This window comes from Mesorhizobium sp. M0621, from assembly GCF_040320745.1.
Classification (GTDB): Bacteria; Pseudomonadota; Alphaproteobacteria; order Rhizobiales; family Rhizobiaceae; genus Mesorhizobium.
This window is the reverse complement of record NZ_JAMYQF010000015.1, coordinates 14638-36774: the sequence shown is the minus strand read 5'-3', so window position 1 is coordinate 36774 and position 22137 is coordinate 14638. Positions and strand designations below refer to the sequence as shown.

Genomic DNA, 22137 nt, shown 5'->3' with positions numbered 1-22137 from the left:
CCCCGGTCACGAGCCAAGCAGCGACTCAATTTCAGCAGCAATCCGCAGCAGGCGCCGGTCATGCCCGTTGCGCGCCACCAGCATCAATCCGGCAGGCAGCGTAGTGCCTGGCATCGGCAGCGAGATCGCACATTGGTCGAACTGGTTGGCGACCTGCGTGTTGCGCAGCAGCAGGCCTTCGATGCGGTCGCGCAACTCGGCGTCTTCAGTCAGCGAAACAATGGTCGGCGCCATCACAGGTATGGTCGGCAAGGCCAGTACATCGACCGATGCCAGCCGCTCATCCATGGCGGCAGCGAGTGCTGCACGGCGGCGTATCGCCCTGATATAGACCGGGGTCGGCAGCATTGCTGCACGCGCCAAAGGCCCACTGACGTGCGGGTCGACCGGCACCGAGGCTCCCGTCGCCAGCCAGTCGGCATGCACTTCCGCGCCCTCCATCGCCGCGATCGAACCGCGCTTGGTGGCCGCGCGCATCTCTCCAAGCAGATCGTCGATCGGCAGGTCCGCGACCCGCGCGCCTGCCTGCTCGATCTTGCCAAGGCAATGGTCGAACGCGGTCGCCACCTCACCTTCCGTCTCCTCGAAAAGAACACCGCGCGGGATGCCAATTCGAAGCCCTGCAAGCGCAATCGGCGCCAGCGCGGTCGGCACCTCGCCGGCCATCACAGCGTCGGCAACGGCACACTGGGCGACGGTCCGGGCAAGCGGCCCGATAGAGTCCAGCGTGGCGGACAGTGGGAACGCGCCGGCGAGCGGCACACGTCGCGCTGTCGGCTTGAAGCCGACGACGCCATTGAGCGAAGCCGGAATGCGTATCGAACCGCCGGTATCGGAACCGATGGATATTTCGCTCGTCGCCTCGCCGACCGAAACGCCGGCGCCAGAAGATGAGCCGCCCGGAATGCGAATGGCGTCGGCGGCGTTGCCGGGCGTGCCAAAATGCTGGTTGTCGCCGATCGCGGTGAAGGCGAATTCGGTCATGTTGGTCTTGCCGATGATGACCGCGCCAGCCTGCCGCAGCCGACTGACAATGACGGCATCGTCCGGGGCGGGCGCGGCGGTCTTGCGCATCAGCGAGCCGGCCGTGGTCGCCTCGCCGGTGACATCGAACAGATCCTTGATCGAAACAATGGTGCCGTCGAGTGGTCCGAGCTTCACCCCTGCCCGCTTGCGGGCATCGCTGGCATCAGCCGCGGCCCGTGCGGCTTCGGTATAGAGCTTCGTGAACACGCGCTCTTCACCGGCACGGGCGGCAAGGCGCGCAAGGATGATTTCCAGACGATCACGGACTGATTGCATTTTCGGTGTCGGACTCCAGACGCCTTGAACGTCCTTGGGACATGGCTTGCCGAGACTTAACCCGGCGCATGCGGTTTTGCACCCTGTCGAATACGAGGAAAATCCGATGCTCTACAAAGGCAGCTGCCACTGCGGCAAGGTCGCCTTCGAGTTCAAGGCCGAACTGACCGGCGCCGTGCGGTGCAATTGCTCGATATGCTCGCGCAAGGGCGCGCTGTTGTTTGCCATCCCGCACGGGACCTTGCAGGTTCTGGCCTGGGGCGACGATCTCGGCACTTACACATTCGGCACCCATGCCATCGCGCACCGCTTCTGCCGGGCTTGCGGCATCCACCCCTTCGCGGAGGATGTTCGCGAAGGCAGCGAGCGCAGTGCCTACATCAACATCAATTGCGTTACGGATCTCGACCCGTCCACCTTGGCGATTTTCGACTTCGACGGGCGCGCCGCCTGAGCCGGCCGATAGTGGCCTATGTCGAGGGCAGCTTCATCACTGCCATCATAGCGGCAGCGGCCCGAAAACCGTGACGGTTCCCGGGCCGATGCGCTGTGTCAGGGGAAGCTTAGTCCTGCCAATGGGCAGGCTACTCGGCCCGCTTCGGGCCGCGCAGGAACACCACGATGGCCGCCAGCAATGTCGCCGCGCCGCAATAGGCGAAGGCGCTGGCGACACCGGTATGATCGACCAGCAGGCCGCCGAAGACGGCGCCGAGCGCTATCGCCACCTGGAACGTCGCCACCATCAGCCCACCGGCGCTTTCGGCCTGGTCGGGCGCGGCCCGCACCAGCCAGCTCTGCAGCCCCACCGGAACCGCGCCGAAGGCAAAGCCCCAGAGCGCAACGGCGGCGGCGGCGATTGTGGGCGAAGCTCCGAAAACCAGCATCGAGGCGGCGGCCAGCGCAATCAGCAAGGGCGCCAGGGCGACGGCTGCCTTGAGGTTGCGTTCGGCCAGAATGCCACCGGCGACATTGCCGAAGAAGCCGCCAATGCCGTAGGCCAGCAGCACCAGCGAGATCGTCTCGATGTCGAGCACGGGCACCTTCTCGAGGAAGGGACGGACATAGGTGAAGCCGGCAAAGTGTCCCGAGGCGACCAGCAGCACGACGAGCAGTGCGATCCTGATGGAGGGGCGCTCCAGCACGCCCAGCAAGGTGCGGAAGCTCGCTACGCCCACGGGCGGCAATTTCGGAATGGTGGCCAGTTGCACCAGCAGCGCCAAGGCGGCAACAAGGGTCGCGATCATGAAGGCCGTGCGCCAGCCCCAGATATCACCGACATAGGCGCCGACCGGCGCCGCGCAGACGGTCGCCAGCGAAACGCCGGTCAGGATGATCGACATGGCTCGCGGCATCAGCCGCATCGGCACCAATCTCAGCGCCATGGCGGCCGACATTGCCCAGAAGCCGCCGAGCGCAACGCCGAGCACGATGCGGGCAAGCAGAAGCACGGGCAGCGAAGTGGCAAAAGTGGCCAGAAGGTTGGAAACGATCAGGAACACCGTCAGCATCCACATCACCAGCCTGCGGTCCATGCGTCTGGTGATGATGGCCATCGTTGGTGCGGCAATGGCACCGACGATCGCGGTTGCCGTCACCGCTTGTCCGGCCACGCCTTCGCTGACGCCGAGGTCGCGCGCCATCGGCGTCAGCAGGCTGGCGGGCAAGAATTCCGCGGTGACGAGCCCAAAAACGCCTAGTGCCAGCGAGACCACGGCACCCCAGGCCGGTTCGGCTCGTTCGTCGGAGTCTGCAGGGTTCAAAAGTGTGGCGTCGATGACGCCTGTCGCGGGTTCGGCCATGTCAGTCTCCGATTTGTTTGCAGCGCAGCATTTGGCTGCAACGCAACATAGGGAGTGACCACCTGGAGTTTCCATGCTAGAAACCCCATCATGTTTGACCATTCGTCCAAAATTCCAATCACCGGCGACCCGTTGACGGACATCTTGCGCGGCTTGCGGCTCGATGGCGTCGAGTATGGCCGCTTCGAACTTAAGGAGCCTGGGGTATCCAGTTCCCAGCCCAGCCGGCGGCGCGGTTTCATTTCATCGGCCGAAAAGGCTGCTGGCTAAAGCAGCCGTCCGGCGAGTGGGTAGAGCTTAAGGCCGGCGACGCGGTGCTGCTGCCGCGCGGTGCGGCACACGTGCTGGCCAGCGAGCCCGGCGCTCAGGCCTGGCCGATCCACGGCTACGAAGTCGAGGAAGTCTGCAAGGACGTCTACTGCATGTCGAACGAAGGCATGTCGGAATGTTGCCGGCCGGGAACCCTGCTGTTTTGCGCCAGCATGTACTTCAATCTCGACGGCCTGCATCCCCTGCTCGGCATGATGCCGGATGTGATGCGCACGCATGAACTGGAGGCCTACGAGCCTGGCATTCCGCATCTGCTGGAGTCGATGGCGCGTGAAGTGACGATGGAGCGTGTCGGCTCCGGCGGCATACTGGCGCGGCTGGCGGACGTGCTTGCCGCCACCGTCATACGCTCATGGGTCGAACGCGGCTGCGGCGACTCGTCCGGCTGGATCGCCGCGGTCAGGGACCGCGAAATCGGCCGCGTGCTGGCCGCCATCCATCTTGAGCCGAACCACGACTGGACGGTGGAGTCGCTGGCCCGGATGATGGGCGCCTCGCGATCGGGATTTGCCGAGCGCTTCGCCACCATCGTCGGCGAAACGCCGGCGAAATATGTCACCCAGGTCAGAATGCATCAGGCGAGGCAGTGGCTGGTCCGCGACAGGATGAAGATCTCCGTCGTTGCCGCGCGTCTCGGCTATGAATCGGATGCCGCCTTCAGCCGTGCCTTCAAGCGCGTCATCGGCTCGGCGCCCAGCCACCTACGCGCCGAGGAACAGGCTGATATCTGCCAGGCCGGCTGACGCAAAGGGTTCCGAACTCAGCTTAACAAAGGCGACAGCCAGTTCGGCGGTGCCGGCAGCTTTTGTGCTGGCAGCTTTTCATGATAGGAATTTTTTCTTGACTTCGTGCCCTCAGCTATGGTATATATTCGTCCATGGTGCTGATTTGCGCCAGTGACCCGCCGCACAGGCGGGTTTTTCGTTTGATGCTCCGTCAGCCAACGCGCCGGTGAAGGCTCCGAAGGAACCCGTTGACCCGAGTTCGTTGCCCCGAGCTGACGCCTGGCTGTCTTCGCCAGCCGGGGTGCCGGGCGCGTGCAATAGCTTGCCAGAGCCAAGCAGCAAGAGGCCGGCGGCCAGTCGGTCCGAAGAGGAGAACCAATGCCAAGTCACCTGAAGATCATCGCATTCGCCGTCATGCTTGCGGTTCCCGGGCGCGCCTTTGCTCTTGAGGACAGCTACCTGCCGGCCGACAAGATTCCCTATGTGGCGGAAGTACCCGACCAGCCGCATCGTCTTGGCCCATTGTGGGGCGAGCGGGCCAAGGGTCCGGCAGGCACGTTGCTGAAGGTTCCCGGCAACTGGCGTGCACCGGTCCATGCGCACACCGCGGATTATCGCGCGGTGGTCATAAAGGGGCTGTGGGCGCATTGGCAGATGGATGGCGGCGAGGCGACCAAGGTCGAACTGCCCCCTGGATCCTACTGGACCCAGAAAGCCAATGAGATGCATGACGACGCCTGCGTCTCCGACACGGAATGCGTGATCCTGCTGATCAACGACACGCCCTACGAAACCTACTTCCAGAAATAGGCAGTCTATGAGGCGTGCCGCAAGCTGACGCCGCTGCCCTTGTCGAACAGCACCACCTTGTCGGGGTTCCAGGCAAAGCGCACCGCCTGCTCGATGGCGACGTCGGTCCTGGCCGGCACGGTGGCACGCAGTGTCGCGTCGCCGACGCGCAGCGTCAGGATCTTTTCGACGCCATGGTTCTCGACGTCGTGGACACGCGCCTCGACCGGCGCGCCGCTCTCGAGATAGACGTCCTCGGGACGAATGCCGAAGACGAGCGGGCGACCATCGGTTGCCGCACCCGTCTTTAGCCCCCCAAAAGTCTTGGCACCCCCCGAAAAAGGCAGTTCGAAGTTCAGCGACGCCATCACCGCGCGGCCATTCACAAGCTTGCCGTCGATGAGGTTCATCGGCGGTGAACCGACGAAGCTCGCCACATAGGTGTCGCGCGGATTGTTGTAGATCTCGTGCGGTGTGCCGGTCTGGACGATGCGGCCATGGTTGAGCACGCCGACTTTGTCGCCCATCGACATCGCCTCGATCTGGTCGTGGGTGACGAACAGGAAGGTGGCGCCGAGCTGCATCTGCAGGTTCTTCAGTTCCGTGCGCAACGCCTCGCGCAGCTTGGCGTCGAGCGCCGACAGCGGCTCGTCCATCAGGAACACACGCGGCTTGCGCACGATGGCGCGGCCGATCGATACGCGCTGCATCTCGCCGCCGGAAAGACGGTCGGTCTTGCGGTCAAGCAGATGCTCGATCCGCAGCGTGCGGGCGGCACGGTCGACGCGATCCTTGATCTCGGCATCGGGCAGCCGGCGGATCTTCGGCTTCAGCGGGAATTCGAGATTCTCGCGCACCGTATAGCGCGGATAGAGCGAGTATTGCTGCAGCACCAGCGCCACGTCGCGCTCAGCCGCACCCCAGTCGGCAACGTCGACACCGTCGATGAACACCTGGCCTTCGCTCGGCTTTTCCAGCCCGGCGATCAGCCGCAGCGTCGTCGTCTTGCCGGCGCCGGTTTCGCCGAGCAGTACGAAGAACTCGCCATCGGCGATGTCGAGATCGAGCCCGGTCAAGGCGGTGTGGTTGCCGAAGGTCTTTGAGATATTCTTGAGCTGGATATGGGCCATCACAATCTCACTTCCAGCGACTTGCCGCTTGCCGTGTCGAAGAAATGCGCCTGGGCCGGATCGATCCTGGCGAACACCTTCTCGCCGGGCCCGCTGACGAAGCCGCTCTTGGTACGTGCGCGCAGCATCTTGGAGCCGACCTTGAGGTCGACGATGTCGAAGGAGCCGAGCGGCTCGACGATCTGCGTCTCGACCGGCAGGAACCCCTCGGCCGCATCGCGGCGGATGAGGACGCCTTCCGGCCGGATGCCGAGCGCCAGCTGGCCGCCGGCATGGTCGTTGAGCTTCGACAGCAGCGCCCGCGGAAACTCGAAGCCGGCGGCAGCCCCACCGACCGTCACCGAGACCGAGGATGCAGTCTCTGCCACCGCCGCATCGGCGACATTCATCACCGGACTGCCGACGAATTGCGCCACGAACAGGTTTGCCGGGTGCGAATAGACCTCGTCCGGCGAGCCGACCTGCTGCAGCACGCCTTCATGCATGATGACGATGCGGTCGGCGAGGCTCATCGCCTCGATCTGGTCGTGCGTGACATAGATGGTGGTCGAGCCCTGCTTGATGTGCAGCCGCTTGATCTCGGCGCGCATCTCCTCGCGCAGCTTGGCGTCGAGGGCGCCGATCGGTTCGTCCATCAGCATCGCCTTCGGCCGCCGCACCAGCGCTCGGCCGATGGCCACACGCTGCATGTCCCCGCCCGAAAGCGCCGACGGCTTCTTGTCGAGTAGATCCAAGATCTGCAGGGTCTTGGCGACGGAACGAACCTCGCCGTCGATCTCCGCCTTGCTCTTGCGCGTAGCGCGCAACGGGAAGGCAATGTTCTCGTAGACGCTCATATGCGGGTAGAGCGAGAACGACTGGAAGACCATGGCGATGTCACGGTCGGCGGCCTTCAAATGCTGGATCGGCTTGCCGTCGATGAGGATATCGCCCTCGTCGATCGTCTCCAGCCCGGCAATGGCACGCAGCGTCGTCGTCTTGCCGCAGCCCGACTGGCCGAGCAGAACGATGAACTCGTTGTCGTTGATCTTCAGGTTCAGGTCCTTGATGACCTGGACGGCGCCGAAGAATTTCTGGACGCCGCGAAGCTCGATCTGGGTCAATGCTGTGCTCCCGGATTTCGCACCTGGCCGGTGCCGGCCTCTTCTTCCGGCGCGATCTTCGACGTGACGTTGAAGCCGATCAGCCCGATCAGGATGATGGTCAGGCCATAGGTGTGCAACAGCATGTTCCAGGGTTGGCATAGAGCGATGATGCCGAGCACCATCAGCACCTGGCTGCCGGGCTCCAGATATTTCTGATTGATGGCGCGAAAGCTCATTTACGGATCGCTCCGAAGGACATGCCGCGCAACAGATGGTTGCGGAGCAGGAAGGTGAAGATGGCGACCGGCAGCAGGAACAGGAAGGTTCCAGCGGCAATCACCGACCAGTCCGGCAGACCGGAGCCGACCTGGCTGGGGATGAACGGCGGTGCTGTCTGGGCACGGCGGCTGGTCATGATCAGTGCGAAGGCATATTCGTTCCATGCCGTGATGAAGCAGAAGACGGCGGTAGCGGCGATGCCGGTCGCGGCCTCGGGCAGTACGATCTTGAAGAATGCCTCCATGCGCGTGTACCCATCGACGAGGGCTGCCTCTTCATACTCTTTCGGAATCTCATCCATGAAGCCCTTCATCAGCCACACCGAGAAGGACAGGTTGAAGGCGGTGTAGAGAATGATCAGGCCGACATGGGTATCGTTGAGCCCGACCACCCGGTACATCAGGAACATTGGAATAGCGACGACCACCGGCGGGAGCATCCGCGTCGACAGGATGAAGAAGAGCAGGTCCGCCTCCCCTTTCACCTTGAAGCGCGAGAAGCCGTAGGCGGTGAAGGTGCCCATGCCGACCGCCAGCACCGTCGAGGTTATGGCCACGATCAACGAGTTCAGGAAGCGGCTCGGATATCCCGACCACTGCACCTGGCCTTTGCCGTCGCGCACGATCTTCTCGCCACCGTCGAAAACGACACGCTCCCACCACGGGGCGGCGGCATACTCTTCCGGCGACGCCGGATTACGCATCTGAGAGCGCTTGGCGAACAGCTTGACGAAGGGCGAAATTTCCGGCTGGAAGACGACCGTCGGCGGAATGGTTGTGGCCAGATTGCGCGGCTTGAAAGCCGTCGAGGCAATCCAGTAGATCGGCGCCAGGAAGATGATCGTCACCAACAGGACGGCGACGATGGCGACACGGTTGAAGCCGATTTCGGAAGAAGTGCGGACGGCAGCCATCTCAGCGCTCCTTCACCTTGTTGAGGTATTTGACATAGATGTTGGTGATGGCCAGCACCATGATCAGCACGATGTAGGCGAGCGCGCAGGAGCGCCCGGTCTGCCATTCCTGGAATGCCATCTTGTAAAGCCGGATCGAAATCAATTCGGCCGTCGGCTGACTGGTCAGGATGTAGGCGAGATCGAAGGTCTTGAATGCCTCCATGGTGCGGAAGATGACCGCGATCATCAGGATCGGCGCGACCAGCGGCAGCGTGATGCGAAAGAAGGTGTAGAACGGTCCGGCGCGATCGATCGCGGCGGCTTCGTAGAGATGCTTCGGCACCGCCGACAGGCCGGCCAGCGACAACAGCATGACGAAGGGTGACCACATCCAGATGTCGGTCAGCGCAACGGCGTAGAGCGCCATCTTCGGGTCCGACAGCCATTCGAAGGTGCCGAGGCCGAGCGCATAGTTGATGATGCCGAAGGAAGGATCATAGAGCAGCTTCCAGAACAGGCCAACGACGGCCATCGACAGCATCATCGGCAAGAGCAGCAGCGTCGTCAGCAGTCCCTTCAGCGGAATGTCGCGATTGAGCAGCATCGCCACGCCGAAGCCGACGAACAGCTGCCCAGCGACCGAGATGATGACGTACTTCGCGGTGATGGCGAAGTTGGACCAGACATAGGGATCGTTGAGCAGATCGCGATAATTCTGCAGCCCGACGAAATTCGCCGGCGCATTGGTAGACGCGCGAAAGTCGGTGAAGGAATAGCCGAGCGAGTAGATCAGCGGAAAGATGTTGAAGACGATCAGGAACAGGACCGTCGGAATGATGAAGAGGTTGCGGATCGAAATGTCGCTGAGGCCGCGCACGGCCGCCCTTGAAGACCTGTCGAGCGTTGTGATCATCGTGGTCGCCAAGACCCTGCTCCCGTTTGCAGAAAAGGAAACGGAGGAGGCACCAACGCCCCCTCCGTGAGCTATGATAGTTACTGACCGCGGCCGTACTTCTTGAAAGTCGCGTTCCAGTCGGACGCCAAAGCGTCCAGCGTTTCCTTGGCGGTGCCTTCGCCGCCGATCATGTAGGGATAGACGCGCTGGTTGAGCTGCTGCAGCAGTTCGGCATATTCCGGCACCGCCCAGAAATCCTTCACCTTGAACATGGTCTCGTAGAAGGCCTTGTTGTAGGGTGTAGCGTTCTGGAATTCAGGCGACTTCAGCACGGCAGCACTGCAGGTATAACCGCCAAGTGCCGCCCACTTCTTCTGGGTCTCGTCCTTGATGAACCATTCAAGGAACTTCGTCGCCTCTTCCTGCTTCTGCGAGTAGGACACGATCGAGATGCCTTGCCCACCGAGTGCGGCGAACTGGTCGCCGTTCGGGCCAGGAGGATTGGCGAAGAAGCCGGTGTTCTTGGCGTTCGGGTTCGACGCTTCGTTGATCAGCGACGGGAAGAACGCAAAGTAGTTCATGCTCATCGCGGCCAGGCCTTCGGTGATCGCCTGGTTGTCTTCGACGAAGAACGACTTGGCCCAGCCTGGAGGCGTGAACTTGTAAAGCTCCTTGTAGGCGTCGAGCGCTGCGACCGCCTTGTCGGAGTTGATGAAGCCATCGACCTTGTAGGTCGAATAATCACCCAGTTCGCCACCGTAGGAGAACAGCGCGTTCTCGAAGCCCATCGCCATCGCGTCGTAGGAATTGTCGGTATAGATGGCGATGCCGTATTTCTTCTGGTCCGGCCGGTAGAAGAACTCGGCGATGTCGCGCAGCGCCTTGAAATCCTTCGGCACGTCGAGATCGTAACCATACTTGGCCTTGAAGGCTTCCTTTTCCTTCGGATCCTCGAACCAGTCCTTGCGATAGGACCAGCCGACGGCGTCGCCTTCAAGCGGGATGGCCCAGTATTTGCTGCTGCCGCCCGGATATTCGGCGTAGTACTTCACCGTCGCCGGTGCCATCACGTCGCCGACCTTGTGCTTGTTAAAGAAGTCGGTCAGGTCGACATAATGGCCACCGGTCGAGCCGGCACCGAGCCATTGCGAGTCGCCGACGACCATATCATAGGCGTCGCCATGGGCGTTGAACTCGGTGAAGGCCTTGGTCTGGAAGTCTGGCCAGGGCGTGGTCTCCACAGTGATCTTAACGCCGGTTTCTTTCTCGTACTCGTTGCCGAGTTCCTGCAGATAATTGGCCGGATCCCATTCGGCCCAGAAGATGGTGAGTGACTTTTCCTGCGCGTAGACGGATGTCCCGCAGGCAAGCGTTAAGCCGATACCAGCAAGTACGCTGGTCACTAACTTGCGCATAATGATTTCCTCCCTTGTGCGCATTCTACCTTGTCATGCGAGCCGGCAACGGGGCCGGCCCTGGTAGTCCCTCCCGTGATCGCACCTTTCCGGTTCTGGGCCTCCTCGCCCTGCCGGAAAATGGATCGCAGCCCTCACTTTCGATCCGCTTTTCTGATCTAATCTGGTATTACCAATTTTGCATGCACGTCAAGCCCTTTCTTGGCAGCTCGACTTGCGCTTTGCTATCGGATTTCGGCTTTATCTGCCTGTTTTACCAAGATTTTCCTACTCAGTGATACAAACAGGCATTGCCCGGCACCCCGCACTGCGGTTAATATCGATAGTCGGCATGCAAATCTGGTCGAACCAGATAGAGCTATTTCACGATTGCCGCGGATCGATGCTGTCTCCCTCACCGATCGATTCCGCGACCGCCGTACGCACCAGCGCCCCGGCCGCCCATTGCGCGACCGACATCGTCCGGCGACTGTCCAGTCCCCAGATATCCTTGAGCACGATCAGCACCTCGACGCCGAACATCAGCGACAGCGCCTGCGCCAGCCGCTTGAAGTCGCGCGGCGGCAAACGGCCCTTGAGCGGCGCGATCGCCTCTTTCAGCAAGTCGATGCGGTGACCACGCGTGAAAGCCGGCTCGCCGTCCAGCGTGCCGGCCTGCCGCCGCGCCCACTGATCGAGCGACAGCTTCAGCGCCGCCTTGAACGTCGCTTCGAAAGCCTCGATGCGCGGCATGGCCGTGTCGAACAGCTCGGCGACCCGGCGCTCCGCATCCGCGGAGGTCGATTGCCAGGTGAGGATTGGCCCTAGCCCCTCGTCGACTACCGCTTGCACCAGTGCCGCCTGGCTCGGGAAATACCGGTAGGCGGTGGCACGGGAAACCTGTGCCGCCTCGGCGACTTCGCTGACCGAGGGCGTGACGCCCGCCTGCATCAGCCTCGTCGCCGTCTCCAGCATCAGCCGTTTCGTGCGCGCGCGCGGCCCGCGCTCTATCGTCGGGCCGCCTCCCCGCTCGGTGTCATCGCTCGCTGTGGATTGTTGACGTGAGACATCCATATCAATACGATACGCGCGTCTCAAAAATTTGCAATGGCCTTCGCTTGCCGGAAGGTCGGGCAAACAGCCGGCGGGGAAACGCGATGAAGCGCATCTATGCGGTGGGCACCGCCGACACCAAGGGTGAGGAACTCGCCTTCCTGGCCGATGCGATCGCCACCACCGGTGCCGCCGTGTCCCGCGTCGATGTCGGAACACGCGAAGCAACAGTTCCCGTCGACATCACCGCAAAGGAAATTGCCGGCCATCATCCCGGCGGCCGTGACGCCGTGCTCGGCGGCAATGATCGCGGCGCAGCGGTCGCCGCGATGGGCATCGCCTTTGCCCGCTTTGCCCAATCGCGAAACGATATTGCCGCCATGACCGGCATTGGCGGCGGCGGCGGCACCTCGATCATCACGTCGGGCATGCGTGCACTGCCGCTCGGCCTGCCCAAGATCATGGTTTCGACGCTCGCCTCCGGCGATACTGCGCCTTACGTCGACGTTTCCGACATCATCATGATGCCTGCGGTGACCGACATGGCCGGACTGAACCGGCTGTCCCGCGTCATCCTGCACAATGCCGCCCAGGCGATATCGGGCATGGCGGCAACGCCGGCGCCACCGCCCGACGGCAAGCCGTCGATCGGCCTCACCATGTTCGGCGTCACCACCCCTTGCGTGACCGCCATCGCCGACCAGCTTCGTTCTAGATATGACTGCATGGTCTTCCACGCCACCGGCACCGGCGGCCGCAGCATGGAGAAGCTGGCAGACAGTGACCTGCTGTCCGGCGTCGTCGACATCACCACCACGGAAGTCTGCGATCTCTTGTTTGGCGGCGTGCTGCCAGCGACGGAGGATCGTTTCGGAGCGATCGCCCGCACCAGGCTGCCCTATGTCGGTTCGGTCGGTGCGCTCGACATGGTGAATTTCTGGGCGCCTTCGACCATTCCGGAGCGCTATCGCGGTCGACTGTTCTACGAACACAATCCCAACGTCACGTTGATGCGCACCACGGCGCAGGAATGCCGCGCGATCGGCGAATGGATCGGCGGCAGGCTCGCCCGCTGCGAGGGGCCGGTGCATTTCCTTATCCCTGAAAAGGGTGTCTCGGCGCTCGACATCGAAGGCGGCGCCTTCTTTGATCCGGAAGCCGACGCCGTCCTGTTCGAAGCCATCGAGCGCACCATCAAGCCGAATGGCAGGCATCGCGTCACACGCCTGCCGCTGCACATCAACGACCCTGAATTCGCCAAGGCGGCAACATCAGCCTTCCTCGACATCGCCAGACAGTGAGATCCAAGTCATGCCCGCCATACCGCGTAAGGACATACTGAAGAGATTCAGGGGAATGATCGACAAGGGCGTGCCGATCGTCGGCGGCGGCGCCGGCACAGGCCTGTCGGCCAAGGCCGAGGAGGCCGGCGGCATCGACCTCATCATCATCTACAATTCCGGCCGCTACCGCATGGCCGGCCGCGGCTCGGCCGCCGGCCTGCTCGCCTATGGCAATGCCAACGAGATCGTCAAGGAGATGGCCTACGAGGTGCTGCCGGTGGTCAAGAAGACGCCGGTGCTGGCCGGCGTCAACGGCACCGATCCCTTCGTCATCATGCCGCTGCTCTTGGCCGAGCTGAAGACCATGGGCTTTTCCGGCGTGCAGAATTTTCCGACTATCGGCCTGTTCGACGGCCAGATGCGGCAAAGCTTCGAGGAGACCGGCATGGGCTTCGGGCTCGAGGTCGACATGATCGCCGAGGCGCACAAGCTCGACCTCCTGACCACGCCCTATGTTTTCAACCCGGACGAGGCCCGCGCCATGACCAAGGCCGGAGCCGACATCGTCGTCGCCCATATGGGCGTGACCACCGGCGGCTCGATCGGCGCCACCTCGGCCAAGTCGCTTGATGATTGCGTCGTCGAGATCGACGCCATCGCCAACGCGGCCCGCTCGGTGCGCAAGGATATCATCCTGCTATGCCATGGCGGGCCGATCTCGATGCCGGACGACGCCCGCTACATCCTCGATCGCTGCAAGGGCCTGCACGGTTTCTATGGCGCCAGCTCGATGGAACGGCTGCCGGCCGAGGCGGCGATCGCAAGACAGACGGCGGATTTCAAGGCCGTGACGCTTGGCGGCGACGGGAATATGAAGAAAGAAGAAGGGGTGATGAGATGACCGACAAGAGCAAGGTGTTTGTCTACCCGAAGGATGTCAGTGCCTTCGGCTTTGACTGGGGCAGACTGGCGCTGACGGTCGCGCCCGAGGTCAATGGCGCGACGCGCTTTTCCGGCGGCGTCGTCGACCTGCCATCGGGCAAGGGCCATACGCGTCACAACCATCCGGGCGCCGAGGAAATCATCTTCGTCATATCAGGTCATGGCGAGCAGATGGTCGAGGACGAGAAGGGCAATCCGGTGGTCGAGAAGGTCGGCCCCGGCTGCACCATCTACGTGCCGGAAAGCCGCTTTCATTCGACGCTCAACACCGGTGACGGGCCGATGCAGCTTTTCGTCGTCTATTCGCCGGCCGGCCCGGAACTGGTCCTGCGCGAACTGCCGGATTTCAGGCTGATCCCGGCGGGGCAGTGATCTTTCCTCCGTCCCGCGTTTGCTGGGAGGCCCCCTCATCCGGCCGCTTCGCGGCCACCTTCTCCCCGAGGGGAGAAGAGACGAGCATCATCGCCGGCTCCCTCCTCTCCCCTCGGGGAGAGGTCGGATTGCCCCGAATTGCTCTTCGCAATTCAATTCGGATGGCAATCCGGGTGAGGGGCAGCGCCCTTCAGTAGCAGCTAGATGGTCGCGCCCCTGTTCCACCCCCTGCCACGATCGCCGAACATCGCGTAGCCGCCCTCAGTAACCGCCAGCGTGTCTTCCAGCTTGATGAAGCCGCGCGTCGGGTGGAGCATGGTCGTCTCGACCGACAGCACCATGTTCTTCTCCAGCGGCTTTGCCGCATAGGTGCCCTCATAGGTCACCGGGTGGTTGGTCATCAGGAACGGTGCCTCATGCGTGATCAGGCCCATGCCATGGGCGAAAAAATCCGTATAGGCCGCGATCTTCGACGCTTTCAGCACACCCTCGGCATGCGAAATCATGTCGCCACCCAGCGTGCCTGCCCTGACCTTTGAAAAGGCTGCCTGCTGCACCGTCTCGACCTCAGCCAGCAGATCTTCGAGTTCGGCATCCGGTTCGCCCAGAATGCCCATACGGCAGAGGTCACCGATATAGCCGAGAAAATTGCCGCCGGAATCGATCGACAGCACCTCGCCCTTCTTCCACGCTTGCGGCGAGGCGGCGCGGTTGTGGCTGGAGCCCAGTGTCAGCAGGCAATATTCGAAATGCGCACCGCGATTGGTTTCCTCGCGCCGCAGCCGCTCGATCATCTCGCTCTTGGTCGTGCCTTCGCGCGCCCAGGCGATGGTCGCCAGCATGGAATCGGTGATCAGTTCAGAGGCCGTGCGCAGCTTCTCCAGCTCGGCATCGGTCTTGATGGCGCGCATGCGCTCCAGCATGTCGGTCGCATCGATCAGCTTGGCATCCGGCAACGCCTTGCGGATCAGCGTATAGGCGTCCGACGGCAGGAAGCCGGGCTCGATGCCGATGCGGGCACCCGTCTTGCCGATCTTCCGTAGGTGTTCGACCGCGAGATTGGCGGCATCGAGCGTGCCCCAGCAGGCGGCGTGCAGCGTCGGCGTCCAGAACGGGTTGTTCTGATGCTCGCTGCTCTCCATGCGGTTGCCGATATAGGCGGCATGGTCCGGCCCGCCCTTTTCGTACACGACGATCGGCAGGTAACGGCTGTGGCCGATCGCATCCATGGCGGCAAAGAAGATGAATTTGTAGCCGCCCAGCAGATACTGCGTGTTGTGCTTGGAGGTGGCGAGCAGCACATCGATGCCGGCCTCCTCCATCAACCGGTCGACCCTTGCGTGGTCGAACGGGATATTGCCGACCGCATTCTTGCCGCCCGGAGCAATGTTCATCTCTCTCTCCCTGAATTGCTTGGGATCGCCGGCTGTTCCGCTCCCGATCCGTTGGCTTTGGATCAAATCTGCACCATTTTGCCCGCGCTGGTCCATCCAGAAAGAGGCGAAATAGCACAACTCGACGTCACCACGTCGTCATCCGTCGCATATCAGGTCAATCTGGTCCTACCAGAATGGTCTGATAGAACCGCTTCCTCCAAACTGGTCCAGCGGATGAAAATTTCAAAGCCAAGCGAGGATGCGCCAATTCCGTCTCTGGCGAAACCCTCGGCAAGGCCCATAATCGCCGCCGCAAGGATGCCGGCGGACTTGCCGGGTCTGAGGGGTATTGGCGCACCCGGTCGGGTCGCGGAGAGGACGGAGTTCGATCATGTCAGATTTCACGATTTCGAGACGCACGATGCTTGCCGGTTCGGCGATGCTGCTGGCTTCCACCGCCATGCCAATATCAGGCCGGGCGCAGACGCCGAAGAAGGGTGGCCGGCTGGTGCTTGCCGCCGACTCCGAACCACGCAACCTCAACCCGGCGATTGTCGCCTCCAACGGCGTCTTCTTCATCTCCAGCAAGATCGTCGAAACGCTGGCCGAAGCCTCATTCGACGGCAAGGACGGGCTCGCGCCACGGCTGGCGCTGAGCTGGGAAGGTGCCGCCGACGGGCTCTCGGCGACGTTCAAACTGCGCGACGGCGTCAAGTGGCATGACGGCAAGCCATTCACCTCGGCCGACGTCGCCTTCTCGGCGCTGCAGATCTGGAAGCCGCTGCAGAATCTTGGCCGCACCGTGTTCAAGGATCTGGCCAGCGTCGAAACTCCGGACGATCTCACCGCCGTATTCAAATTCGCCAAGCCGACACCCTTCCAGCTGATCCGCAACGCGCTGCCGGCGCTGAGCAGCGTGGTGCCAAAGCACATCTACGAGGTCGGCAAGATCGAGGACAACCCGGCCAACAACGCGCCGATCGGCACCGGGCCGTTCAAATTCGGCGAGTACAAGGCCGGCCAGTACTACCGGCTGACGAAGAACACCGATTACTGGGGCAAGGACGAGCCCTATCTCGATGAGATCATCTACCAGGTGCTGCCGGATCGCACATCCGCGGCGAGCGCGCTGGAGGCTGGAGAGATCCAGCTCGCAGCCTTTTCCGCCGTGCCGCTGGCCGATCTGGACCGCATCGCTAAAGTTCCAGGCCTGAAGGTGATCTCCAAGGGCTATGAGGGGCTCACCTATCAGCTCGTCGTCGAGATCAACCATCGCCGCAAGGAATTGGCCAACGTGAAAGTGCGCCAGGCGATCGCGCATGCCATCGACAAGGATTTCGTCGTCAAGACGGTGTTCCTCGGCTATGCCGCCGCCGCCACCGGCCCAGTGCCGAAGAACGATCCGCAATTCTACACCGCCGACGTGCCGACCTACGCCTTCGACGTCGCCAAGGCCAACGCGCTGCTCGACGAGGCCGGCTACAAGAAAGGCGCCGACGGCAACCGCTTCTCGCTGAAGCTTTTGCCCGCGCCCTATTTCAACGAGACCAAGCAGTTCGGCGACTATCTGCGCCAGGCGCTGGCCGCCATCGGCATCGACGCGGAACTGGTCAACAACGACTCGGCCGGCCACATCAAGGCCGTCTACACAGATCACGCCTTCGACCTCGCCGTCGGCCCGCCGGTGTTCCGTGGCGACCCGGCGATCTCCACCACCATCCTGGTGCAGAGCGGCATTCCCGACGGCGTGCCGTTCTCCAACCAGGGCGGCTACAAGAACGACGCGCTCGATGCCCTCATCGCCAAGGCATCCGAGACGCTCGAAACCACTGCCCGCACCGACCTCTACAAGGAGTTCCAGAAGGAGGTGGCCGCCGACCTGCCGCTGATCAACGTCGCCGAATGGAGTTTTATCAGCGTCGCCCGCGACACGGTCGGCAACATCGCCAACAACCCACGCTGGGCGGTGTCGAACTGGGCGGACACGTATCTGGAATCGTGACAGTATTTCGCGGATGAAAGTTCGCGGAATGATCGTAGGGGTTGCGTTTTACGAGGCCCCCCTCTGTCCTGCCGGACATCTCCCCCTCAAGGAGGGAGATTGGCTGGCCGCGTCGTCGGCTGATTTGCCTGCAACGTCGAAGATTGGCGAAACCGCAAATGCCTTCCGATCTCCCCCCTTGAGGGGGAGATGTCCGGCAGGACAGAGGGGGGTGCACGCGCGCGACCTTTCTTTTGATCGTCGCGCCCCCTCGACGCTCCCATGACCCGCGCCCTAACCCTCCTTCGCCGTCGCCTCGCCGGCAGCATCTTCGTGCTGCTGATCGTCGTCGTCGGCACCTTCCTGCTGCTCGAAGCGGCCCCCGGCGACGCGGTCGATGCCTATATCGTGTCGACCGGCGGCGACGCCGGCATGATCGAGCTGTTGCGCCATCGCTGGGGCCTCGACCAGTCGGAGCTGACGCGGCTCGCCAACTATCTCTGGGCGCTGCTGCATCTCGATCTCGGCCAGTCGGTGACGTTCTCCCGACCGATCCGCGACGTCATCCTCGAACGCCTGCCCAATACGCTGCTGTTGATGGTCAGCGCCACCGCGCTCTCCTTCGGGCTTGGCTCGGCACTTGGCATCTATGCCGGTGCGCGGCCAGGCAGTTTCCGAGATCGCTTCCTGTCGATCGGCTCGCTGGCGCTCTATGCCGTGCCGGGTTTCTGGCTCGGCCTGGTGCTGATCGTCGTCTTTGCCGTCGACCTGCGCTGGCTGCCGATCGGCGGCATCGAAACCCTGGCCTCGGACAAGACGGGTCTCGACCGTGCAGCCGACATCGCCATCCATCTCGTCTTGCCGGTTTCTGCCCTCGGCTTCATCTATCTGGCGCTTTATCTGCGCATGATGCGCGCCGGCATGGCCGAGGTCTGGCGGCAGGATTTCGTCCTGGCCGCCCGCGCCAAGGGGCTATCCCGCCGGCGCATCGTTCTCGCCCATGTCGCCCGCAACGCACTACTGCCGCTGGTCACCATGCTCGGCCTGCAATCGGCGCAGATGCTCGGCGGCAGCGTCGTCATCGAGAGCGTCTTTTCCGTGCCCGGCCTCGGCCGGCTGGCGCAGGAGGCAGTCGCCTCCCGCGACACGCCGCTTCTGCTTGGCATTATCCTCACCAGCGCCGTCCTGGTCATTGTCATCAACCTTCTCGTCGACATCGCCTATGCCTTCCTCGATCCGCGCGTCGGCGCGAGCGAGGCCCGCGCATGAGCCTGCTCCGCCGCTTTCTGCGCGCGCCTGAGGCGGTTGCCGGTGCCATCCTCCTCGCGGCGCTGATTGCCATGGCGCTGTCGGCGTCGCTGCTGTTCCCAGGCGATCCCCAAGCCATCGCCGGCCCCGCACTGCTGCCGCCCTTCCAGGACTGGTCGCTGCCGCTCGGCACTGACCGGCTTGGCCGCGACGTGCTGGCCGAGCTTTTTCATGGCGCCCGCACGTCGCTGGCCGTCGGGCTCGCGGCAGCAGTGGCCGCACTTGTCGTCGGCGCGGTGGTCGGCACATTGGCCGGCTTTGCCGGCGGCCTCGTCGACGAGGTGCTGATGCGCATCACCGACGCCTTCCAGACCGTGCCGAGTTTCCTGCTGGCGCTGGCCTTCGTCAGCGTCGTCGGACCGTCACTCGGCATCGTCGTGATTGCCATCGCGCTCGGCACCTGGACCGGACCTGCCAGAGTGGCCCGCGCGGAAGTCCTCTCCATTCGCGAACGCGATTATGTCGCCGGGGCCAGGGTCATCGGCATGCACCCGCTGGCGATCGCCTTTCGCGAGGTGCTGCCCAACGCCTTGCCACCGGTGCTGGCGATGTCGTCGGTGATCGTCGCCGCCGCGATCCTCACCGAAGCGGCCTTGTCCTTCCTCGGCTTGGGCGACCCTAACCGGGTCACCTGGGGCGGCATGATCGCCGAAGGCCGCGCCGTCCTGCGCACCGCACCCTTCCTGTCGATCGTTCCGGGCATAGCGTTGGTTCTGACCGTGCTCGGCGTCTATCTCGCTGGTGAAGGCATCGTCGAGACGACGGCAGTCAGGAGAGGCCTTTCGTGACCGCCCTGGCTACGATCCGCGACTTGACGGTGACTTACCGCCGCGACGGCAGCGAGGTGGCGGCACTGAAGAGCGTCAGCCTCGACATCGCCGCTGGCGAACGCCTCGCCATCATCGGCGAAAGCGGCTCGGGCAAGAGCACGCTGGCACTGGCCATTGCCGCGCTGCTGCCGGCTGCGTCCAGGATTGAAGGCCGCATCGATTGGTTTATGCCACCAACGTTGGGTGCCAAGGCACCCCCCTCTGTCCTGCCGGACATCTCCCCCTCAAGGGGGGAGATTGGCAGTTCCACTGTCGGTTCCTCCCCTACTGCCAGCGTAGTTGGCGAAAGCAGAGATAAGGGCACAATCTCCCCCCTTGAGGGGGAGATGTCCGGCAGGACAGAGGGGGGCCTCGTAGAGCGCGAAGTCCGAAAGTCTCCCTTCAAACAGAGCTGCATACCCCTCCTCGGCCGCGACATCGGCTTCGTCTTCCAGGATCCCTCCGCCAGCCTCGACCCTGTCATGACCATCGGCAAACAGATCGCCGAAGTCGCGCGCACCCATCTCGGCCTCACATGGGCACAAGCGTATGCGAAGGCAAAAAACTTGCTGGAGCGTGTCCGCCTGCCCGATCCGGATGCCGCCTTGCGCGCCTTCCCACATCAGCTCTCCGGCGGCCAGAAGCAGCGTGTGGCGATTGCTGCGGCCATTGCGGCCGGTCCGAAATTGCTGATCGCCGACGAGGCGACCAGCGCGCTCGATACCATCGTGCAGGCCGAGATCGTTGCCTTGATCCGGCGCCTGGTGGCCGAGGACGGCATGACGCTGCTGTTCATCAGCCACGACATCGCGCTGGCGGCCGAGCTTGCCGAGCGCATCGCCGTTTTCCGTTATGGCCAGTTGATCGAGCTTGGCACGACGGCGCAGATCATCAATGCACCTGGCCAAGCTTACACACGCGCGCTGCTCGACGCCCATATCGGCCTCGACGCCAAGCCGTTGCTGAACCGAGCCGAGCTCCACGCATGAGCCTGCTGACCGTGTCCAACCTCACCAAACGCTACCGTCGCGACAAAAAGGCCATCGCTGCCATCGACGATGTCTCCTTTCACATCGACCCCGGCGAGACGCTGGCGCTGGCCGGGCCCTCCGGCAGCGGCAAGTCGACCATCGCGCGGCTGGTGCTGCGGCTGATCGAGCCGGACGCTGGCCGCATCGACTTCGAAGGGAATGATTTCCTGGCTTTGACTGGCGCGGCGCTACGAGCGCGTCGCGCACGCCTGCAAATGGTGTTCCAGGATCCACTTGCCGCCTTCAACCCTCGCGCCACGGTGGCACGCGTACTCGACGATCCCTTGCGCATCCATGGCATCGCCTCCCGCGCCGAGCGCCCGCGCCGCATCGCCGTCTTGCTGGAGCGTGTCGGGCTGACGGCCGACCTCGCCACCCGCGCCATCCATGAAATCTCCGGTGGCCAGCGGCAGCGCGTCGCCATTGCGCGCGCCATCGCGACGAAACCGTCGCTGATCGTGCTCGACGAAGCGGTGTCGGCGCTCGACGTTTCCGTGCGCGGACAGATCCTCGACCTTTTGCTTGACCTGCAACGCCAGGAACAGATCGCCTATCTCTTCATTTCACATGATCTCGGCGTTATCAGCGCCATCGCCCACCGCGTCGTCCTTCTCGACGCCGGGCGGATTGCCGAGAGCGGCGATGCCCGAACCGTCATCGGCGCACCGCAATCGGCCATCGGCAAGGCGCTTGTGGCGGCCGCACCGAGATTGAACCGGACCACACAGGACGCATCATGACCGATCCCGAAGCCAGAGCCGAGAAACTGTCGCGCGAACTCGATTCCGCCTTTCGCAACCGAGCCGATCTGTACCGCCTGTTCCTCGACGAGTTGACAGGAGAACTAGGCGCCGAAAAGGCCGAAGCGGTCATGATCCGCGCCATCGAACAGCGCGGCAAGGAAGTGGCCGCAGCCGCCTTCGCCGGCTTCGGCCCTAATGACGCACGCGCGATCGGCGAGGCCTTCCTGGCCGTCAGTCCGGATGGCGGCCTGATGTACCCGACCGATGTCGAACGCAGCGATGATCGCATCGCCTTCAAGGTGAAACGCTGCCCGCTGAAAGATGCCTGGGTCGAGGCTGGGCTTAATGACGAAAAACTCGCAACGCTCTGCCGTATCGCCGGCGCCTTTGACCGCGGCCTGTTCGAGGCGACCGGCGTGCGTTTCGACAATGTCACCTGGACACCAGGCCACGGCTCCGGTTGCTGTCATATCGCGCTGACAGACAGGGATGCCGGATAGCTCAGTAGGCCGCCAAGCCGATCAAGGAGGTCGATCCGTCCTATCAGGAATGACTGCGCAAGCACGAGCACGACCTGACCAGCGAGGAACGCGCCTTCGTTGAACGCCGCCGCGAG

At 63.2% G+C, this 22137-nt stretch carries 21 protein-coding genes and 1 pseudogene; 12 read left to right on the top strand and 10 right to left on the bottom strand.

All coding sequences use genetic code 11. From position 1 onward, the window contains the following. Positions 1-6: 6 nt before the first annotated feature. Positions 7-1302, bottom strand: coding sequence for an amidase (locus NKI38_RS13135; protein ID WP_352658171.1), 1296 nt, complete (start codon positions 1300-1302; stop codon positions 7-9). 106 nt (positions 1303-1408) lie between these two features. On the opposite strand from NKI38_RS13135, the gene NKI38_RS13130 reads away from it, so the two are divergent. Continuing rightward, positions 1409-1756 (top strand): GFA family protein, encoded by a 348-nt coding sequence (locus NKI38_RS13130; protein WP_352658168.1) that lies wholly within the window; start codon positions 1409-1411, stop codon positions 1754-1756. Between the two features lie 130 nt (positions 1757-1886). Here NKI38_RS13130 and NKI38_RS13125 read toward each other — a convergent pair whose 3' ends face one another. Next, positions 1887-3101: an MFS transporter gene (locus tag NKI38_RS13125; RefSeq protein ID WP_352658165.1), complete on the bottom strand. Its 1215-nt coding sequence runs from the start codon at positions 3099-3101 to the stop codon at positions 1887-1889. 90 nt (positions 3102-3191) lie between these two features. Here NKI38_RS13125 and NKI38_RS13120 point away from each other — a divergent pair. After that, positions 3192-4174: pseudogene (locus NKI38_RS13120) on the top strand (AraC family transcriptional regulator). A gap of 360 nt (positions 4175-4534) precedes the next feature. Then, on the top strand, positions 4535-4966 hold the full coding sequence (locus NKI38_RS13115; protein WP_352658162.1) for a DUF4437 domain-containing protein: 432 nt from the start codon (positions 4535-4537) through the stop codon (positions 4964-4966). A gap of 5 nt (positions 4967-4971) precedes the next feature. On the opposite strand, the gene NKI38_RS13110 is transcribed toward NKI38_RS13115, so the two are convergent. From NKI38_RS13110 to NKI38_RS13080, 7 genes are all read right to left on the bottom strand, one after another. Continuing rightward, a complete protein-coding gene (locus NKI38_RS13110) occupies positions 4972-6075 on the bottom strand; it encodes an ABC transporter ATP-binding protein (RefSeq protein WP_352658159.1) in 1104 nt (367 codons plus the stop codon). Next, on the bottom strand, positions 6075-7178 hold the full coding sequence (locus NKI38_RS13105) for an ABC transporter ATP-binding protein (protein WP_352658156.1): 1104 nt from the start codon (positions 7176-7178) through the stop codon (positions 6075-6077). Before NKI38_RS13105 ends, NKI38_RS13110 begins: the two co-directional genes overlap by 1 nt. Further along, positions 7175-7396, bottom strand: coding sequence for a hypothetical protein (locus tag NKI38_RS13100; RefSeq protein ID WP_352631829.1), 222 nt, complete (start codon positions 7394-7396; stop codon positions 7175-7177). Before NKI38_RS13100 ends, NKI38_RS13105 begins: the two co-directional genes overlap by 4 nt. Further along, positions 7393-8352, bottom strand: a complete 960-nt coding sequence (locus NKI38_RS13095) for a carbohydrate ABC transporter permease (RefSeq protein ID WP_352631827.1) — start codon at positions 8350-8352, stop codon at positions 7393-7395. Before NKI38_RS13095 ends, NKI38_RS13100 begins: the two co-directional genes overlap by 4 nt. Before the next feature lies 1 nt (position 8353). Then, positions 8354-9259, bottom strand: coding sequence for a carbohydrate ABC transporter permease (locus NKI38_RS13090; RefSeq protein WP_352631825.1), 906 nt, complete (start codon positions 9257-9259; stop codon positions 8354-8356). Positions 9260-9327: 68 nt separating this feature from the next. Further along, positions 9328-10644 (bottom strand): ABC transporter substrate-binding protein, encoded by a 1317-nt coding sequence (locus NKI38_RS13085; protein WP_352631823.1) that lies wholly within the window; start codon positions 10642-10644, stop codon positions 9328-9330. 363 nt (positions 10645-11007) lie between these two features. Beyond that, positions 11008-11697: a TetR/AcrR family transcriptional regulator gene (locus tag NKI38_RS13080; RefSeq protein WP_352658153.1), complete on the bottom strand. Its 690-nt coding sequence runs from the start codon at positions 11695-11697 to the stop codon at positions 11008-11010. A gap of 83 nt (positions 11698-11780) precedes the next feature. On the opposite strand from NKI38_RS13080, the gene NKI38_RS13075 reads away from it, so the two are divergent. Genes NKI38_RS13075 through NKI38_RS13065 form a run of 3 tightly spaced genes read left to right on the top strand, consistent with a single transcriptional unit; the run spans position 11781 to position 14273 of the window. After that, positions 11781-12977, top strand: coding sequence for a Tm-1-like ATP-binding domain-containing protein (locus tag NKI38_RS13075; RefSeq protein WP_352658150.1), 1197 nt, complete (start codon positions 11781-11783; stop codon positions 12975-12977). A 10-nt stretch (positions 12978-12987) separates the two neighbouring features. Beyond that, on the top strand, positions 12988-13860 hold the full coding sequence (locus tag NKI38_RS13070; RefSeq protein WP_352658146.1) for a phosphoenolpyruvate hydrolase family protein: 873 nt from the start codon (positions 12988-12990) through the stop codon (positions 13858-13860). Further along, the gene (locus tag NKI38_RS13065; protein WP_352658143.1) at positions 13857-14273 is read left to right on the top strand and encodes a cupin domain-containing protein; all 417 of its coding nucleotides are present in this window, start codon (positions 13857-13859) and stop codon (positions 14271-14273) included. The genes NKI38_RS13070 and NKI38_RS13065 overlap by 4 nt, the downstream gene beginning before the upstream one ends. A gap of 200 nt (positions 14274-14473) precedes the next feature. Here the strand turns inward: NKI38_RS13065 and NKI38_RS13060 are convergent, their stop codons facing one another. Then, positions 14474-15667, bottom strand: a complete 1194-nt coding sequence (locus tag NKI38_RS13060) for a M24 family metallopeptidase (protein ID WP_352658141.1) — start codon at positions 15665-15667, stop codon at positions 14474-14476. A 373-nt stretch (positions 15668-16040) separates the two neighbouring features. On the opposite strand from NKI38_RS13060, the gene NKI38_RS13055 reads away from it, so the two are divergent. From NKI38_RS13055 to NKI38_RS13030, 6 genes are all read left to right on the top strand, one after another. Continuing rightward, complete coding sequence (locus NKI38_RS13055; protein ID WP_352658138.1) at positions 16041-17651, top strand: ABC transporter substrate-binding protein; 1611 nt, start codon at positions 16041-16043, stop codon at positions 17649-17651. A 261-nt stretch (positions 17652-17912) separates the two neighbouring features. Next, complete coding sequence (locus NKI38_RS13050) at positions 17913-18899, top strand: ABC transporter permease (protein ID WP_352658135.1); 987 nt, start codon at positions 17913-17915, stop codon at positions 18897-18899. Continuing rightward, entirely contained in the window at positions 18896-19726 is an 831-nt protein-coding gene (locus tag NKI38_RS13045; RefSeq protein ID WP_352658132.1) for an ABC transporter permease, read from the top strand. The genes NKI38_RS13050 and NKI38_RS13045 overlap by 4 nt, the downstream gene beginning before the upstream one ends. Next, a complete protein-coding gene (locus NKI38_RS13040) occupies positions 19723-20736 on the top strand; it encodes an ATP-binding cassette domain-containing protein (RefSeq protein ID WP_352658129.1) in 1014 nt (337 codons plus the stop codon). Before NKI38_RS13045 ends, NKI38_RS13040 begins: the two co-directional genes overlap by 4 nt. Continuing rightward, complete coding sequence (locus NKI38_RS13035) at positions 20733-21518, top strand: ABC transporter ATP-binding protein (protein ID WP_352658126.1); 786 nt, start codon at positions 20733-20735, stop codon at positions 21516-21518. Before NKI38_RS13040 ends, NKI38_RS13035 begins: the two co-directional genes overlap by 4 nt. Continuing rightward, positions 21515-22021, top strand: coding sequence for an L-2-amino-thiazoline-4-carboxylic acid hydrolase (locus tag NKI38_RS13030; protein WP_352658123.1), 507 nt, complete (start codon positions 21515-21517; stop codon positions 22019-22021). Before NKI38_RS13035 ends, NKI38_RS13030 begins: the two co-directional genes overlap by 4 nt. The last annotated feature ends 116 nt before the right edge of the window (positions 22022-22137 follow it).